The 14264-nt window shown below is 67.9% G+C and carries 13 protein-coding genes; 3 read left to right on the forward strand and 10 right to left on the reverse strand.

Features of this window, described 5'->3' with window-relative positions:
* Nucleotides 1-4 precede the first annotated feature (4 nt).
* The 5 genes from metX to FSV73_RS10945 form a co-directional block, all read right to left on the reverse strand.
* Nucleotides 5-1144 (reverse strand): homoserine O-succinyltransferase MetX, encoded by a 1140-nt coding sequence (gene metX, locus FSV73_RS10925; protein WP_145007629.1) that lies wholly within the window; start codon nucleotides 1142-1144, stop codon nucleotides 5-7.
* Nucleotides 1145-1240: 96 nt separating this feature from the next.
* Nucleotides 1241-3199: a dynamin family protein gene (locus FSV73_RS10930; protein WP_145007631.1), complete on the reverse strand. Its 1959-nt coding sequence runs from the start codon at nucleotides 3197-3199 to the stop codon at nucleotides 1241-1243.
* Nucleotides 3200-3316: 117 nt separating this feature from the next.
* The gene (locus FSV73_RS10935) at nucleotides 3317-3910 is read right to left on the reverse strand and encodes a YggT family protein (protein WP_145007632.1); all 594 of its coding nucleotides are present in this window, start codon (nucleotides 3908-3910) and stop codon (nucleotides 3317-3319) included.
* 9 nt (nucleotides 3911-3919) lie between these two features.
* Nucleotides 3920-4738 (reverse strand): pyrroline-5-carboxylate reductase, encoded by an 819-nt coding sequence (proC, locus tag FSV73_RS10940; RefSeq protein ID WP_145007633.1) that lies wholly within the window; start codon nucleotides 4736-4738, stop codon nucleotides 3920-3922.
* Between the two features lie 9 nt (nucleotides 4739-4747).
* The gene (locus FSV73_RS10945) at nucleotides 4748-5443 is read right to left on the reverse strand and encodes a YggS family pyridoxal phosphate-dependent enzyme (protein ID WP_145007634.1); all 696 of its coding nucleotides are present in this window, start codon (nucleotides 5441-5443) and stop codon (nucleotides 4748-4750) included.
* Nucleotides 5444-5569: 126 nt separating this feature from the next.
* Here FSV73_RS10945 and pilT point away from each other — a divergent pair, with 126 nt between their 5' ends.
* Nucleotides 5570-6604 (forward strand): type IV pilus twitching motility protein PilT, encoded by a 1035-nt coding sequence (pilT, locus tag FSV73_RS10950; protein WP_007161666.1) that lies wholly within the window; start codon nucleotides 5570-5572, stop codon nucleotides 6602-6604.
* The gene (locus FSV73_RS10955) at nucleotides 6604-7746 is read left to right on the forward strand and encodes a PilT/PilU family type 4a pilus ATPase (RefSeq protein WP_145007636.1); all 1143 of its coding nucleotides are present in this window, start codon (nucleotides 6604-6606) and stop codon (nucleotides 7744-7746) included. The genes pilT and FSV73_RS10955 overlap by 1 nt, the downstream gene beginning before the upstream one ends.
* Here the strand turns inward: FSV73_RS10955 and FSV73_RS10960 are convergent.
* The 3 genes from FSV73_RS10960 to FSV73_RS10970 all read right to left on the reverse strand — a co-directional run bounded on the left by FSV73_RS10960 (nucleotide 7743) and on the right by FSV73_RS10970 (nucleotide 11246).
* Entirely contained in the window at nucleotides 7743-9191 is a 1449-nt protein-coding gene (locus FSV73_RS10960) for a UdgX family uracil-DNA binding protein (protein WP_145007637.1), read from the reverse strand. The genes FSV73_RS10955 and FSV73_RS10960 overlap by 4 nt on opposite strands.
* On the reverse strand, nucleotides 9192-10403 hold the full coding sequence (locus FSV73_RS10965; RefSeq protein WP_145007638.1) for a putative DNA modification/repair radical SAM protein: 1212 nt from the start codon (nucleotides 10401-10403) through the stop codon (nucleotides 9192-9194).
* Between the two features lie 132 nt (nucleotides 10404-10535).
* Complete coding sequence (locus FSV73_RS10970) at nucleotides 10536-11246, reverse strand: C40 family peptidase (RefSeq protein ID WP_145007639.1); 711 nt, start codon at nucleotides 11244-11246, stop codon at nucleotides 10536-10538.
* A gap of 280 nt (nucleotides 11247-11526) precedes the next feature.
* Here FSV73_RS10970 and FSV73_RS10975 point away from each other — a divergent pair, with 280 nt between their 5' ends.
* On the forward strand, nucleotides 11527-11931 hold the full coding sequence (locus FSV73_RS10975; protein ID WP_145007641.1) for an NINE protein: 405 nt from the start codon (nucleotides 11527-11529) through the stop codon (nucleotides 11929-11931).
* A gap of 51 nt (nucleotides 11932-11982) precedes the next feature.
* On the opposite strand, the gene FSV73_RS10980 is transcribed toward FSV73_RS10975, so the two are convergent.
* Together FSV73_RS10980 and FSV73_RS10985 are read right to left on the reverse strand one after the other, a co-directional pair.
* On the reverse strand, nucleotides 11983-13260 hold the full coding sequence (locus FSV73_RS10980; protein ID WP_145007642.1) for a dihydroorotase: 1278 nt from the start codon (nucleotides 13258-13260) through the stop codon (nucleotides 11983-11985).
* A complete protein-coding gene (locus FSV73_RS10985) occupies nucleotides 13257-14255 on the reverse strand; it encodes an aspartate carbamoyltransferase catalytic subunit (protein WP_145007644.1) in 999 nt (332 codons plus the stop codon). Before FSV73_RS10985 ends, FSV73_RS10980 begins: the two co-directional genes overlap by 4 nt.
* Nucleotides 14256-14264: the final 9 nt, after the last annotated feature.

The following is a 14264-nucleotide window of genomic DNA, read 5'->3' on the forward strand; positions in this document are numbered from 1 at the left end:
GCAGCTATACCTCGATACGGGTCATGTAGTGGGAGAAGGCCTGCAGATAGCGCGGGATGGGGATGAGGAAGGCGTCGTGGCCCTGGGGCGCGTCGACCTCCAGGTAGCTGACGTCCTTGCGTGCGGCCATCAGGGCGTTGACGATCTCCTTGGAGCGCGCCGGCGAGAAGCGCCAGTCGGTGGTGAAGGAGACGATCAGGAAGCGCGCCTGCACCCCGGCCAGGGTCTTGGCCAGGTCGCCGCCATGGGCGTGGGCCGGATCGAAGTAGTCCAGCGCCTTGGTCATCAGCAGGTAGGTGTTGGCGTCGAAGCGGCCGGAGAACTCCTCGCCCTGGTAGCGCAGGTAGCTCTCCACCTGGAATTCGACGCTGTGGAAGTCGTAGTTGAGCTGGTCGGTCTTCAGCTCGCGGCCGAATTTCTCGCCCATGGCCTCGTCGGAAAGGTAGGTGATGTGGCCGACCATGCGTGCCAGCATCAGGCCACGCTTGGGGATCACCCCCTTTTCCTGGAAGTGGCCGGCGTGGAAGTCCGGATCCGAGAGGATGGCCTGGCGCGCCACCTCGTTGAAGGCGATGTTTTCCGCCGACAGCTTGGGCGCCGAGGCGATGGCCAGGCAGTGGCGGATGCGCTCGGGATAGCTGATGGTCCACTGCAGCGCCTGCATGCCGCCCAGGCTGCCGCCGATCACCGCCGCCCATTGGGCGATGCCGAGGCGATCGGCCAGCCGGGCCTGGCTGTGCACCCAGTCTTCCACGGTCAGCACCGGGAAATCCGCGCCATAGGGGCGGCCGGTCGTGGGATTGGCACTGCTGGGGCCGGTGGAACCGTTGCAGCCGCCCAGGTTGTTGAGGGCGACGACGAAGAACTTGCTGGTATCTATCGGCTTGCCGGGGCCGATGCAGCTGTCCCACCAGCCGGGCTTGCGGTCGTCCAGGCTATGGTAGCCGGCCGCGTGGTGGTGACCGGAGAGCGCGTGGCAGATCAGCACGGCGTTGCTGCGACTGGCGTTGAGTTCGCCATAGGTCTCGACCATGAGGTCGTAGGCCGGCAGGGTGCGGCCACAGGCCAGGGCCAGGGGCTCGCTGAAATGCAGCAGCTCGGGGGTGACCAGGCCGACGGAATCTTCGGGAATGACGCTGGGCATTGACGGCTCGTCCGGGGCGGGGCTCGCCAGTCTAAAGAGCACCGCCGGGAGCGGCAAGGGCAGTCGCGGCGCGGCGGCCCCGGGGTGGCGGGTGGCTCAGCCGACCCGCGCCAAGGGCAGGGACACGACGTTGTCGTGGCGCTGCGAGGGGGCCGGGCGACTGATCTGCTTGAGCATGTCGCTGACCTCGGTGAGTTGCCGATGCAGGACGTCCTCGTGCACCTGCAGCCGCCGCACCTGCTCCTGGCTATTGAGGTTCTGCTGGGTGAGTTGCTTGAGGGCCAGCATGCTGGTTTCCAGCAGCTGCTTCTGCTCGCGGGTGTGCTGGACCAGCGGCGTCAGGGCACCATCGTTCCAGCGCAGTACCTGGGCATGGGCACCTTCCTGCAGCGCCTGGACCTCCTGGGCCACGGTGGCGAAGAAACGCCGGGCCAGGGCGCTCTGCTCGGTGAGCAGGGTCTTGACCTGGCGCTGCACCTCTTCGGTCTTGAGTTGCAGCTGGCGCAACTCGCGCACATAGGGGCGGATGCGCAGCCGCGGTGCTTCCAGCGGGTGCAGGGGATTCTCGGCATTGTGCCGCTGGTAGACCGCCCCGAGCACCTTGTTGGCCCGGTCGGCCTCGTTGTCCAGGGCCAGCAGGTCGTGCTCGACCATGCGGAAGAAGCGGGCGATGGACTGGTTGATGCCGACCGTGGTCAGGCTGGTGCGGAATTCGCGGCGGGCCGTTTCCAGGTGGGCGTCCAGGCGCTCCGGGGCGACCAGGTCGGTCAGCAGCTTGCGCTGCCCGGCCAGCATGTTCTGGGTGGTGCGCAGGTCCAGCAGGCGGCGGTGATAGAGGTCGTACTCCTGGCGGGTGCGCGCGGTCTGCAATTCGAGGCCGGCACCGGGCAATTCCTCGTCGGCCAGCTGCGCGTACTGGGCGCGAATGGCCTCCAGGCGCTGCTCGATGAGGGTGCGGCTGGCACCCAGCAAGCCACTGGCCTGCTGCACGATGCGTTGCTGCAGCAGGCGCTCGCGGGCACCGACGATGCGTTCGGCGAGCAGCTGTTCGAGGCTGTCGAGCTGGCTGCGCGCGAGCAGTTCCAGGTCGCCGCGCACCTTGCCCAGCAGTGCCTGCTTGGCCGACAGCGGCAGGATGTGCTCGGCCGGTAGCGCCAGTTGGCGGGCGCTGGCCTGGCGGACGTTTTCCAGCGACTGGGCGACATGGGCGACGCCGCCGAGGTCGTCCCAGAGGCTGTCGATCTTGTTCATCACCGCGAACAGCCGCTCCGGGGCATCGCCCAGGGACGGCTTGACGCACTGCTCCCAGAGCGCGAGGTCCGAGGCGGTCACGCCGGTGTCGGCGCCGATGAGAAAGAGCACGGCCTGGGCGTGGGGCAACAGCGACAGGGTCAGTTCGGGCTCGGCGCCGAGGGCGTTGAGACCGGGGGTGTCGAGGATGCGCAGGCCCTGGCGCAGCAGCGGATGATCGATGCTGATCAGCGCATGGCGCCAGGCCGGGATGCTGACCAGGCCGGCGCTGTCGAGCTGTTCCAGCTGCTCGGGGTCGAAGCCCAGCTGCACGGCGAGGGCGGTTTCCACCTCGCGCGTCTCGGTGACCTTTGCCAGCAGGGCGGCCATGGCGTCCGGGTGGCTATCGTCCAGGGCGAAGCGCTGCCAGGCGTCGGGGGTCTTGCGCCAGGCGCCCAGGCTGCGTTCGTCCAGGCGGCTGTCGATGGGCAGCAGCTGCAGATAGGGACCGTCGGCCGCGGCGTCGAAGAAGATCTCGGTGGGGCACATGGTGGTGCGCCCGGCCTGGGACGGCAGCATGCGCTGGCCGTAGTCGGCGAAGAAGAGGGCGTTGATCAGCTCGGTCTTGCCGCGGGAGAACTCGCCGGCGAAGGCCAGGGTGATGCCGTCGGCCTGCAATTCGCTCTGGCAGCTGGCCAGGGCGGCGTCCAGGGCCGGGGAGGCGAGACGATTACGCTGCAACCAGTCACGGTAGCGGCCCAGTTGGGTATCGAGTTCGGCTTTCCACGCGGCATAGGCATCGACGTGGCGGAACAGGCGTTCCATAGGGGACTTCCTTGACCTGGACAGCAAAGGCAGGACGGTGCCCCAGCGTCCGGAGGACGTCAATGCCGCCTCCGCCACGACGCGGCGGGCGGTCGTGGCGGGTGCGCGAGTGGTGCGTCAGAGGAAGGGCGCGAGGATCTGCGGCATGCCGGTGGCGGCGGCCAGCTGGCCGATGACGAAGCGATCCAGCAGATTGATCACGATGAAGGCGAAGATCGGCGACAGGTCCAGGCCACCCAGGCTCGGCAGGATGCGGCGGAAGGGCGCCAGCAGCGGCTCGCAGATCTGGTTGACCAGTTCGGCGGCGGGGTTGTGGGTCTGGGGCGCGACCCAGGAGAGGATGACGCTGACGATCAGGGCGAAGAAGAACACCTTGAGGAACAGCGAGGCCACGCCCAGCAGGGCCCAGATCAGCAGGGCCGGGAACAGGCCGGCGATGCTGGCGCCGAGCAGGACCACCACCACCATCATCAGTGCCAGCTGGACCAGCACGGCCAGCACCAGCGCCGCCAGATCGACGCCACCGAAGCCGGGAATGATGCGCCGTACCGGCTTGAGCAGCGGCTGGGTGGCACGCACGGTGAATTGCGACAGCGGATTGTAGAAGTCGGCGCGGACCAGCTGCAGGATGAAGCGCAGCAGGATGATCAGCAGATAGAGGCTGCCGAGGGTCTGGATGACGTAGACGAGAGCTTGCGCGAGAGCGGACATGGATACTCCTTATCGATCCGGCAACTGGGCCAGTTCCGCAGCCCGGTCGGCCGCGGCGGTGAGGGCTTCTTCCACCAGGTCCGCGAAGGCCCCGGCTTGGAAGGTTTCGATGGCGCGCTCGGTGGTGCCCTTGGGGGACATCACCGAACGACGCAATTGTTCGGGACTGCGGTCGCCCTGGCAGGCCATGGCGGCGGCGCCGCGGGCGGTGTGCAGGGTCAGCTGCTGGGCGACCTCGGCCGGCAGGCCGAGCTTGGTGCCGGCCTCGGTCATGGCTTCCATCAGCAGGAAGAAATAGGCCGGGCCGCTGCCGGAGACGGCGGTGACCGCGTCCAGCTGCTGCTCTTCCTCGACCCACAGGGCCAGGCCGACCGCGGCGAGGATTTCCTGGGCGCGGGCGCGCTGCTCGGCGCTGACCTGGTCGTTGGCGAACAGGCCGCAGGCGCCGAGGCGCAGCTGCGAGGGCACGTTGGGCATGCAGCGCACCAGCGGCCGCGCGCCCAGCCAGCGTGTCAGGCTGGCGCAGGTGATGCCGGCGGCCACCGAGACGATCAGTTGCTCCGGGCGCAGATGGGGTGCCAGCTCCTGGCAGACCTCGCCCATCACCTGGGGCTTCACGCCCAGCACCACCACGTCGGCGTCGGCGAGGACGGCGGCGTTGCTGGCCTCGACGCGGATGCCGAGGTCCCGGGCCAGCGCCTCGCGCTTGGCCGGATTGCGATTGCTGGCGCTGAGGCGGTGGGCCGGCACGCCCTGGGCGAGCAGCCCGCCGATGATGGCGCCGGCCATGTTGCCGGCGCCGATGAAGGCGATGCGGGTGTCGTTCATCGAGACTTCCTAGATTGAAGAGGCGGCGCCGTAGTCGCGGGCGCCGAAGAGGGCGGTACCGACGCGGACCCAGGTGGCGCCCTCGGCGATGGCGGCTTCCAGATCCTGGCTCATGCCCATGGACAGGGTGTCCAGGCCCAGGTTCAGCGCCTCGCTCAAGGTCCGCAAGCGGGCGAAGGCGGCGCGCTGCTCCGCCGGGTCGTCGGTCGGTTCGGGGATGGCCATCAGGCCACGCAGGCGCAGGTTGGGCAACTGGCTCACCGCGGCGGCCAGCGCCGGCAGGTCGTCGGGATGGCAGCCGGACTTGCTGGCCTCGCCACTGACGTTGACCTGCAGGCAGATGTTCAGCGGCCCGCGCTCGGCGGGGCGTTGTTCGGCCAGGCGCTGGGCGATCTTCAGGCGATCCACCGAGTGCACCCAGTCGAAATGGCCGGCGATGGCGCGGGTCTTGTTGGACTGGATGGGGCCGATGAAATGCCACACCAGCGGCAGGTCGGCCAGCTCCCCTTGCTTGTCGAGCGCCTCCTGCAGGTAGTTCTCGCCGAAGTCGCGCAGGCCGGCGGCGGCGGCCTCGCGCAAGGCGGCGGCGGGCTTGGTCTTGCTCACCGCCAGGAGGCCGACAGTCGCGGGATCGCGGCCTGCCGTCCGGCTGGCGGCGGCGATGCGTTCGAGTACGGTTGCGCTATTCTCGGCTATCGTGGACATTCAGCCCCTGCTTGCGTCGGCGCATCCGGCAGGCCTCGGCGTGCCGGATGAATGAGTGGCGGTGACCAGGTCAGACCGCCAGTGCTGCGCGGCATTCTACCTGCTTGCTCGACATCTGGGAGTCCCATGGATATCACCGAATTGCTGGCCTTTTCCGCGCGGCAAGGCGCCTCCGACCTGCACCTCTCCGCCGGCCTGCCGCCGATGATCCGCGTCGACGGCGACGTGCGCCGCATCAACCTGCCGGCCTTCGAGCACAAGCAGGTGCACGCGCTGATCTACGACATCATGAACGACAAGCAGCGCAAGGACTTCGAGGAATTCCTGGAGACCGACTTCTCCTTCGAGGTGCCGGGCGTCGCGCGCTTCCGGGTCAACGCCTTCAACCAGAATCGCGGCGCCGGCGCGGTGTTCCGCACCATTCCCTCCAAGGTGCTGAGCATGGAGGAGCTTGGCATGGGCGAGGTGTTCAAGAAGATCACCGACGTCCCGCGCGGCCTGGTGCTGGTGACCGGGCCGACCGGCTCGGGCAAGTCCACCACCCTGGCGGCCATGCTCGACTACCTCAACAACACCAAGTACCACCACATCCTCACCATCGAGGATCCCATCGAATTCGTCCACGAATCCAAGAAGTGCCTGGTCAACCAGCGCGAGGTGCACCGCGACACCCTGGGCTTCTCCGAGGCGCTGCGCTCGGCGCTGCGCGAAGACCCGGACATCATCCTGGTGGGCGAGCTGCGTGACCTGGAGACCATCCGCCTGGCCCTGACCGCCGCCGAGACCGGGCACCTGGTGTTCGGCACCCTGCACACCACCTCGGCGGCCAAGACCATCGATCGGGTGGTGGACGTCTTCCCGGCGGAAGAGAAGTCGATGGTGCGTTCCATGCTGTCCGAATCCCTGCAGGCGGTGGTCTCCCAGACCCTGCTGAAGAAGGTCGGCGGCGGCCGGGTGGCGGCTCACGAGATCATGATCGGCACCCCGGCCATCCGTAACCTGATCCGCGAGGACAAGGTGGCGCAGATGTATTCCTCGATCCAGACCGGTGGCGGCCTGGGCATGCAGACCCTGGACATGTGCCTCAAGGCCTTGCTGGCCAAGGGCTTGATCAGCCGCGACGCGGCCCGCGAGAAGGCCAAGACGCCGGAGAACTTCTGATGGATTTCGACAGGTTCCTGCAGCTGATGGTGGACAAGGGGGCGTCCGACCTCTTCATCACCACCGGCGTGCCCCCTTCGATGAAGATCAACGGCCGCATGACGCCCGTCACCAAGGACTCGCTGTCCCCGGATCAGTGCCGGGCCATCGTGCTGGGCGTGATGAACGACGAGCAGCGCCAGGAATTCCAGCAGAAGCGCGAGTGCAACTTCGCCATCAGCGCCCGCGGCATCGGCCGCTTCCGGGTCAGCGCCTTCTACCAGCGCAACCTGGTGGGCATGGTGCTGCGCCGCATCGAGGTGAACATTCCCACGGTCGACCAGTTGCGCCTGCCGGAGATCATCAAGAAGCTGGCCATGACCAAGCGGGGCCTGGTGATCTTCGTCGGCGCCACCGGCACCGGCAAGTCCACCTCGCTGGCGGCCATGATCGGCCATCGCAACAAGAATTCGGCCGGCCACATCATCTCCATCGAGGACCCCATCGAATACATCCACCAGCACCAGGGGTGCATCGTCACCCAGCGCGAGGTGGGCATCGATACCGAGTCCTTCGAGGTGGCGCTGAAGAACACCCTGCGCCAGGCGCCGGACGTCATCATGATCGGCGAGATCCGCAGCCGCGACACCATGGAGCACGCCCTGGCCTTCGCCGAGACCGGCCACCTGTGCCTGGCCACCCTGCACGCCAACAATGCCAACCAGGCGCTGGACCGCATCATTCACTTCTTCCCGGCGGATCGGCACAGCCAGACCTGGATGGACCTGTCGCTCAACCTCAAGGGCATCGTCGCCCAGCAACTGGTGCCGACCACCGATGGGCAGGGCCGCCGCGCGGTGATCGAGGTACTGCTCAACACCCCGCTGGCCGGCGACCTGATCCGCAAGGGCGAGGTCCATGAACTCAAGGCGTTGATGAAGAAGTCCAGCGAGCTGGGCATGCAGACCTTCGACCAGTCGCTCTATGGCCTCTATCGCGAAGGCGAGATCAGCTACGAAGCGGCGCTGGCCCATGCCGACTCCGCCAACGACCTGCGGCTGATGATCAAGCTGGGGTCGGAGACGGATGCCGATCACCTCAATCAGATCACCCAGAATCTCTCGGTGGACATGGGCGACGACGCGCCCAAGCGCTTTCGCTAGCCGTCGCTCGCGCTGTCGGCGGCCAGGGCCCTGGCTTCGCGCAGGGCGGCGACCAGGGCCTGGCGCGCCTGCTCCTGCTGCCGGGCATCCGGGGTCCGCAGGATGTAGGAGGGATGGTAGGTGGCGATGATCCAGCGGTCATCTAGGCGCAGCGGCCGGCCCATGAACTGTGCCAGGCCGCGCGGCTTGCGCCTGAGCAGGGCTTCCAGGGCCGTCGCGCCGAGCGCGACCACCACCGTCGGCTGGATGTCACGCAGTTCCTGCTCCAGCCAGTAGCGGCAGGGCGCGATCTCCGGTCCCGGGGTGACGTGCTTGCGCCTCATGCCCTGGGGAATCCACTTGAAGTGCTTCACCGCGTTGGTCAGGAACACCTCGTCGCGCGCCAGGCCGGCCTCGGCCAGGGCCGTCATCAGCACCTGCCCGGCCGGGCCGACGAAGGGCCGGCCGGCCAGGTCTTCCTGATCGCCAGGCTGCTCGCCGAGCAGCAGGATGCGCGCCGTGCGTGGGCCTTCGCCGGCCACCGGCTGGGTGGCCTTTTCCCAGAGCTCGCAGCGCCGGCACTCGTCGAGGGTGGTGGGCAGCGGCCGCTCCGGCTGGGCGCGTTCGGCGGCGATCAGCACCTCACGCCCGGCCTGGCGGCCCACGGCTTCGGCCTGGGCCAGGCGCTGGGCGCCGGCGCGCGCCTCGCTGAGCAGCGCCGGGATCAGCGGACCTTCCGGCAGGTCCTTCCAGAAGCGCGCCGGCATGTTGCCCCTCAGGGTGCGCGGATTGGCGCGTGCCGGATTGAAGGTGCTGCGATAGTAGGCGCGCCAGAGTTCGTCACCGGCGTTGCGGTCGTCGTCTTCCGGCGTCTGGCGGGCCAACTGCTGCAGGTCGGAGGGGCAGGGCTGTACCAGCTGCAGCGCCTGGCCATCCCAGAGGGCGGCGGCTTCCGGCGTGGCGATCAGCCAGCTGCTGTTGCCCATGCGGTCGCAGAAGTGCGGTGCTGCCAGGGCCAGCACATCGTGGGCCGGCTGGTGCCAGGCCACCCAGGCCGGTGGGCCGGCGCTTTCCGCGCGTGGCCGAAAGCGCAGGAAGGCATGCACGTGGTGGATCTCGCGGCGGATCGCCTTGACCCGGCGCTGCAATTCGCTGCCGTCTTCGTCACCGGCCAGCATCGCCGCGCGCTCACCGCGGGCGACACGCCAGAGCACCTGGTAGAGCAAGGCCCAACGATCATCGCTGCGAAAGCAGGCGGCGTAGTTCAGGGCCTCGGCCAGTTGTGGCGGGATCCGTATGGCGCCGCTGGGCGGAGGCGCCACGGCCTCGGCCGGCTCGTCGAACAGATCACCCAGCCCGCGACTCTCCTGCCAGCTCACCTGCGCCGGCGCGATGCCCGCCTGCAGCAGCCGGCGCGCCTCCTTGCGCCAGCCGGCGAAGGTGCCGTCGAAATCGACTCTCTGCATCTAGAGCAGGGCGAGCTGGGCGGGCGGTTCGGCGAGCTGCCGGCGCAGGTCGAGGGATTCCGCCAGGCGCGGCTGCGGGCGGTAATCCTGGGTGACGATGAAGGGGCGCGCCTTCTCCACGCTGCATTTGAGGCGGATCAGGTCGGCGTAGCGGATGCGCCGCTCGCGCCTGAGCTCCACCAGGCGCTTGGCCGAGAGCACGCCGATGCCGGGGACCCGGGCGATCAGCGCCTGGTCGGCGCGGTTGAGATCCAGCGGGAAGATGGCGCGATTGTGCAGCGCCCAGGCCAGCTTGGGATCCACGTCCAGCGGCAGTTGCCCATCTTCGGTGGGCAATTCCTCCGCCTGGAAGCCGTAGCCACGCATGAGGAAGTCGGCCTGGTACAGCCGGTGCTCGCGCAGCAGCGGTGGCGGCTGCAGCGGCACCGTGCCCGGGCTTTCCGGGATGGGGCTGAAGGCCGAGTAGTAGACGCGCTTCAGGCGATAGGCGCCATACAGGGTCTGGGCGGTATCGAGGATGGTGCGGTCGTTGGTGGCATCGGCGCCGACGATCATCTGGGTGCTCTGGCCCGCCGGCGCGAAGCGCGGCGCCTTGGCTTCGGCCTCGGCTTCTTCCAGGCCGAGACGGATGTTGCCCATGGTCTTGCGGATGCTGCTGCCGTTCTTTTCCGGCGCCAGCTTGATCAGGCTGCTCTCGGTGGGCAGCTCGATGTTCACCGACAGGCGATCGGCATAGAGACCGGCCTGGGCGATGATCTCCGGATCGGCGTCGGGAATGGTCTTGAGGTGGATGTAGCCGCGGAACTGGTGCTGTTCGCGCAGCAGCTGGGCCACTCGGGTCATCTGCTCCATGGTGTAGTTGGAGGAACGGATGATGCCGGAGCTGAGGAACAGCCCGCTGATGACGTTGCGCCGGTAGAAGTCGAGGGTCAGCTGCACCACTTCCTCGGGCGTGAAGCGCGCCCGCGGCACATTGCTGCTGCGCCGATTGACGCAGTACTGGCAGTCGTACTGACAGAAGTTGGTCAGCAGCACCTTGAGCAGCGCCACGCAGCGCCCATCGGGGGTGAAGCTGTGGCAGATGCCCATGCCATCGGTCGAGCCCAGGCCGTCCTTGCCCTTCGAGCTGCGCTTGGGCGCGCCGCTGCTGGCGCAGGACACGTCGTACTTGGCGGCATCGGCGAGAATGATCAGCTTGTCGGCGAGTTCCATCGAGACCTCCTGGACTGTGATTGCATACAGTATCCGGGAAGCGGAGCGTCGTTCAATGGCTTTGCGCCGGGCGGCGCCGAGTGGAGCGACACTCCGCCGGGCGGTAGTGGCCCGGCGGAGCGAGGGGAGGGATCAGGACTTGCGGGTACGCTTGGTACGCGGCTTGTCCGCGACGGGATCGGTTTCCGCCGCCAGGGTGGTGGGCTGCTGCAGCACGCGCTTGGCCGAGGCGAAGCGCTTGGTCCAGTAGGGCTTGCTCAGGTGGTCGACACGCACGCTCTCGCCACTGCGCGGGGCGTGGACGAATCTATCGTTGCCCAGGTAGATGGCGACGTGATCGATGCCGCTGCGCTGACCGGTCTTGAAGAACACCAGGTCGCCGGCCTTGAGGTCGCCGCGGGCGACCTTGGGTCCCTTGAGCTGGGCCAGTTCCCGGGAGGTGCGCGGCAGCTTGACGTTGTGCACGTCGCGATAGACGTAGTTCACCAGGCCGCTGCAATCCAGGCCGTTCTGCGGATTGGTGCCGCCGAAGCGATAGGGGGTGCCAACCAGGTCCATGGCGCGGGTCGCCACCTGGGCACCCACGTTGCGGGTGGCCGCCTGGGCGGTAGCCTGCTTGCGGTGCAGGGCGCTGGTCACGCGGGCGGCGCGCTTGGCGCGGGCCGCAGAGGCTGCCTGGGCATGGTCGACGCTGGCTACATGGCGAGCGGCGGCCTTGGGCGCGGGAGCGGCGGATGCGTGCCGGGCGGCGGTCTTGGGAGCTGAAGCGGCGGTGACATGCCGGGCTGCGACCTTGTGGACCGGAGCGGCAGTGCGCGCTGCAGAGTTCTCTTTCGCTTGCACTGCTGCGGGCAGTACAAGACAGGCGGAGAGCCATGTCAGAAGAAATAGACGCATTGTCGTAGGGGTGTCTGAAGATCGAAGCGAGGGATTCTATACCAACCCTGTGGATATTTTGTGCACCTCTCATCAAGAAATTATGTAATTTTTAGCGGAAAGTGAGGTCCCTTGACCGCCAACCAGTGAGACTCCCTGGGCATTCATCCAGTTTTCGACATAAAGTCACGGTGAAGGTAAGGGTGTACGTAAAGCAGCTTTTTCCATCCACGATGAGGTCTCAGGCATGCAGTATCAGGACACCCACAGCAAGGTCATGGGCTATCTGCTGTGGATCTTCGGCTTTCTCGGCGCCCACCGCTTCTACTATGGCAAGCCGGTCACCGGCACGATCTGGTTCTGCACCCTCGGCCTGCTGGGCATCGGCTGGCTGATCGACCTCTTCCTGATCCCGGCCATGGATCGCGAGGCGGACCTGCGCTTCCAGTCCGGTTCGCTCAACTACAGCCTGGGCTGGATCCTGCTGACCTTCCTCGGCGTCTTCGGCGTCCACCGCCTCTACCTGGGCAAATGGATCACCGCCATCCTCTATTTCTTTACGGCGGGTTTCTTCCTGCTGGGCGTGCTCTACGACTTCTGGACGCTCAACTCGCAGATCTCCGAAGAGAACCGTCGGCGGCTGGTGCGCTGAGTCGCGGCAGCGGGATAACAAGAAGGGGCTCCGCGGAGCCCCTTCTTGCATTCAGGCCTGGCGGCGGTAGGTCGCGCGCCCACCCACCAGGGTGCGCTCGACGCGCCCCGGCAGGGTGAGGCCCTGGAAGGGGCAATTGCGTCCGCGCGAGACCCAGGGGGTATCCGCCTGGGCCGTGGCGGCCTGGGCGAACAGCACCAGGTCCGCCGGCAGGCCCCTGGCCAGGCGGCCCGCGTCGAGGCGCAAGGCCTGGGCCGGGCCGTTGGTCAGGCGTGCCAGCAGGGTGGGCAGGTCCAGCAGGCCGTCCGCCACCAGGGTCAGGGCCAGTGGCAGCAGCAGTTCGACACTGCTGATGCCCGGTTCGGTGGCGGCGAAGGGTGCCAGCTTGGCATCCGCCTCCTGGGGCTGGTGATGGCTGGAGATGGCGCCGATCACCCCGTCGCGGACCCCGGCGCGCAGGGCGTCGCGGTCGCGCGCGGTGCGCAGCGGCGGCTTGACGTGATAGAGGCTGGAAAAGCCCTGCAGCGCCTCGTCGGTGAGCAGCAGCTGGTAGAGCGCCACGTCGGCGGTCACCGGCAAGCCCCGCGCCTGGGCGGCGGCGATCATCTCCACCGCGCGGGCGCTGGTCAGCTGACTGAAGTGAGCCCGCACGCCACTCTGCTCCACCAGCAGCAGGTCGCGGGAGAGGGCGATGGTCTCGGCGGTTTCCGGAATACCGGTGAGGCCGAGGAAGCTGGCGGTGGGGCCCTCGTGGGCCAGGCCGCCCTCGGCCAGGTCGGCGTCCAGGGCGGTGAAGACCACGGTGAGGTCGAAGGTCGCCGCGTACTCCAGCGCTCGCCGCTGCACCCGCAGGTTCTCGAACGGCTGCAGGCCATTGGTGAAGGCGACGCAACCGGCATCACGCAGCGCCATCAGCTCGGACAGCTGCTCGCCGGCCAGCCCCTTGGTCAGGGCGCCGATGGGATGGACGCGGGCGTGATCGGCGGTACGGGCGCGGTCGAGGATGAGTTCGGCCACCGCCGTGGTGTCCAGCACCGGGCGGGTGGTCGGCGGGCAGCACAGGCTGGTGACGCCGCCAGCGGCGGCGGCGCGGGTCTCGCTGTCGACGTTGCCCTTGCGGGTCAGGCCCGGTTCGCAGAGCGCGACGTCCAGGTCGACCAGGCCGGGGGCGAGGACCAGGCCGCTGGCATCCAGCTGCTCGGCGGCCTGGAAGCCCGCGGGCGCCTGGCCGATGGCCAGGATGCGGCCTTCATCGATATGGACATCGCTGACCTGGTCGAGGCCGGAGGCCGGGTCGACTACCCGGGCATTGCGGATGCTCAGGCTCACTGCACATTCTCCTGTAGCTGACGCTGGGCGGTCTGCCCGCTCATGGCCATCGACAGCACCGCCATGCGGACCGCGATGCCGTAGGTGACCTGGTTCAGGATGACCGACTGCTCACCGTCGGCGACCGCGGATTCGATCTCCACGCCGCGGTTGATTGGCCCCGGATGCATGACGATGGCGTCGGGCTTGGCCCGCGCCAGGCGCTGGCGGGTCAGGCCGAACAGCCGGTAGTACTCGCCTTCGCTGGGCAGCAGGCCACCCTGCATGCGCTCGCGCTGCAGGCGCAGCATGATCACCACGTCCACGCCGTCCAGGCCCTCGGCCATGTCGGTGTAGGCGCGGACGCCATAGAGCGCTTCGAGGCCGACCGGCAGCAGGGTGCGCGGGGCGATCACGCGGATGTCGCGGCAGCCCAGGGTGCGCAGCGCCAGCATGTCGGAGCGAGCGACCCGCGAATGCAGGATGTCACCGACGATGGCCACCGAGAGATTGGCGAAGTCGCCCTTGTGGCGGCGGATGGTCAGCATGTCGAGCATGCCCTGGGTGGGATGGGCGTGGCGACCGTCGCCACCGTTGATGATGGCCACGTCGGGGCAGACGTGCTCGGCGATGAAGTGGGCGGCGCCGGAATCGGCATGGCGCACCACGAACATGTCGGCGGCCATGGCCTCGAGGTTGCGCAGGGTGTCGAACAGCGTCTCGCCCTTGCTGGTCGAGGAGGTGGAGACGTTGAGGGTGATGACGTCCGCCGACAACCGCTTGGCCGCCAGTTCGAAGGTGGTCCGGGTGCGGGTGGAGTTCTCGAAGAAGACGTTGCACACCGTCTTGCCGCGCAGTAGCGGCACCTTCTTTACCGCCCGGGCGCCGACCTCGAGAAAGGAGTCGGCGGTATCGAGCAATTCGGTGAGGAGCTCGGCGGGCAGGTCGTCGAGTGACAGGAAGTGGCGCAATTGGCCCTGGGCGTTGAGTTGCAGCGAGCGCGTAGCGTCGGTCATGGCAGCGAA

This window comes from Pseudomonas oryzihabitans (assembly GCF_007665395.1).
In the GTDB taxonomy this organism is placed as follows: Bacteria; Pseudomonadota; Gammaproteobacteria; order Pseudomonadales; family Pseudomonadaceae; genus Chryseomonas; species Chryseomonas psychrotolerans_C.

Bases quoted from the DNA above. Each gene is read 5' to 3' on its own strand.
- FSV73_RS10955 (WP_145007636.1), top strand. From the start codon at position 6,604: ATGGATTTCGACAGGTTCCTGCAGCTGATGGTGGACAAGGGGGCGTCC.
- FSV73_RS10985 (WP_145007644.1), bottom strand. From the start codon at position 14,255: ATGACCGACGCTACGCGCTCGCTGCAACTCAACGCCCAGGGCCAATTG.
- FSV73_RS10945 (WP_145007634.1), bottom strand. From the start codon at position 5,443: ATGTCCACGATAGCCGAGAATAGCGCAACCGTACTCGAACGCATCGCC.
- proC (WP_145007633.1), bottom strand. From the start codon at position 4,738: ATGAACGACACCCGCATCGCCTTCATCGGCGCCGGCAACATGGCCGGC.
- pilT (WP_007161666.1), top strand. From the start codon at position 5,570: ATGGATATCACCGAATTGCTGGCCTTTTCCGCGCGGCAAGGCGCCTCC.
- FSV73_RS10975 (WP_145007641.1), top strand. From the start codon at position 11,527: ATGCAGTATCAGGACACCCACAGCAAGGTCATGGGCTATCTGCTGTGG.
- FSV73_RS10930 (WP_145007631.1), bottom strand. From the start codon at position 3,199: ATGGAACGCCTGTTCCGCCACGTCGATGCCTATGCCGCGTGGAAAGCC.
- FSV73_RS10960 (WP_145007637.1), bottom strand. From the start codon at position 9,191: ATGCAGAGAGTCGATTTCGACGGCACCTTCGCCGGCTGGCGCAAGGAG.
- metX (WP_145007629.1), bottom strand. From the start codon at position 1,144: ATGCCCAGCGTCATTCCCGAAGATTCCGTCGGCCTGGTCACCCCCGAG.
- FSV73_RS10935 (WP_145007632.1), bottom strand. From the start codon at position 3,910: ATGTCCGCTCTCGCGCAAGCTCTCGTCTACGTCATCCAGACCCTCGGC.
- FSV73_RS10965 (WP_145007638.1), bottom strand. From the start codon at position 10,403: ATGGAACTCGCCGACAAGCTGATCATTCTCGCCGATGCCGCCAAGTAC.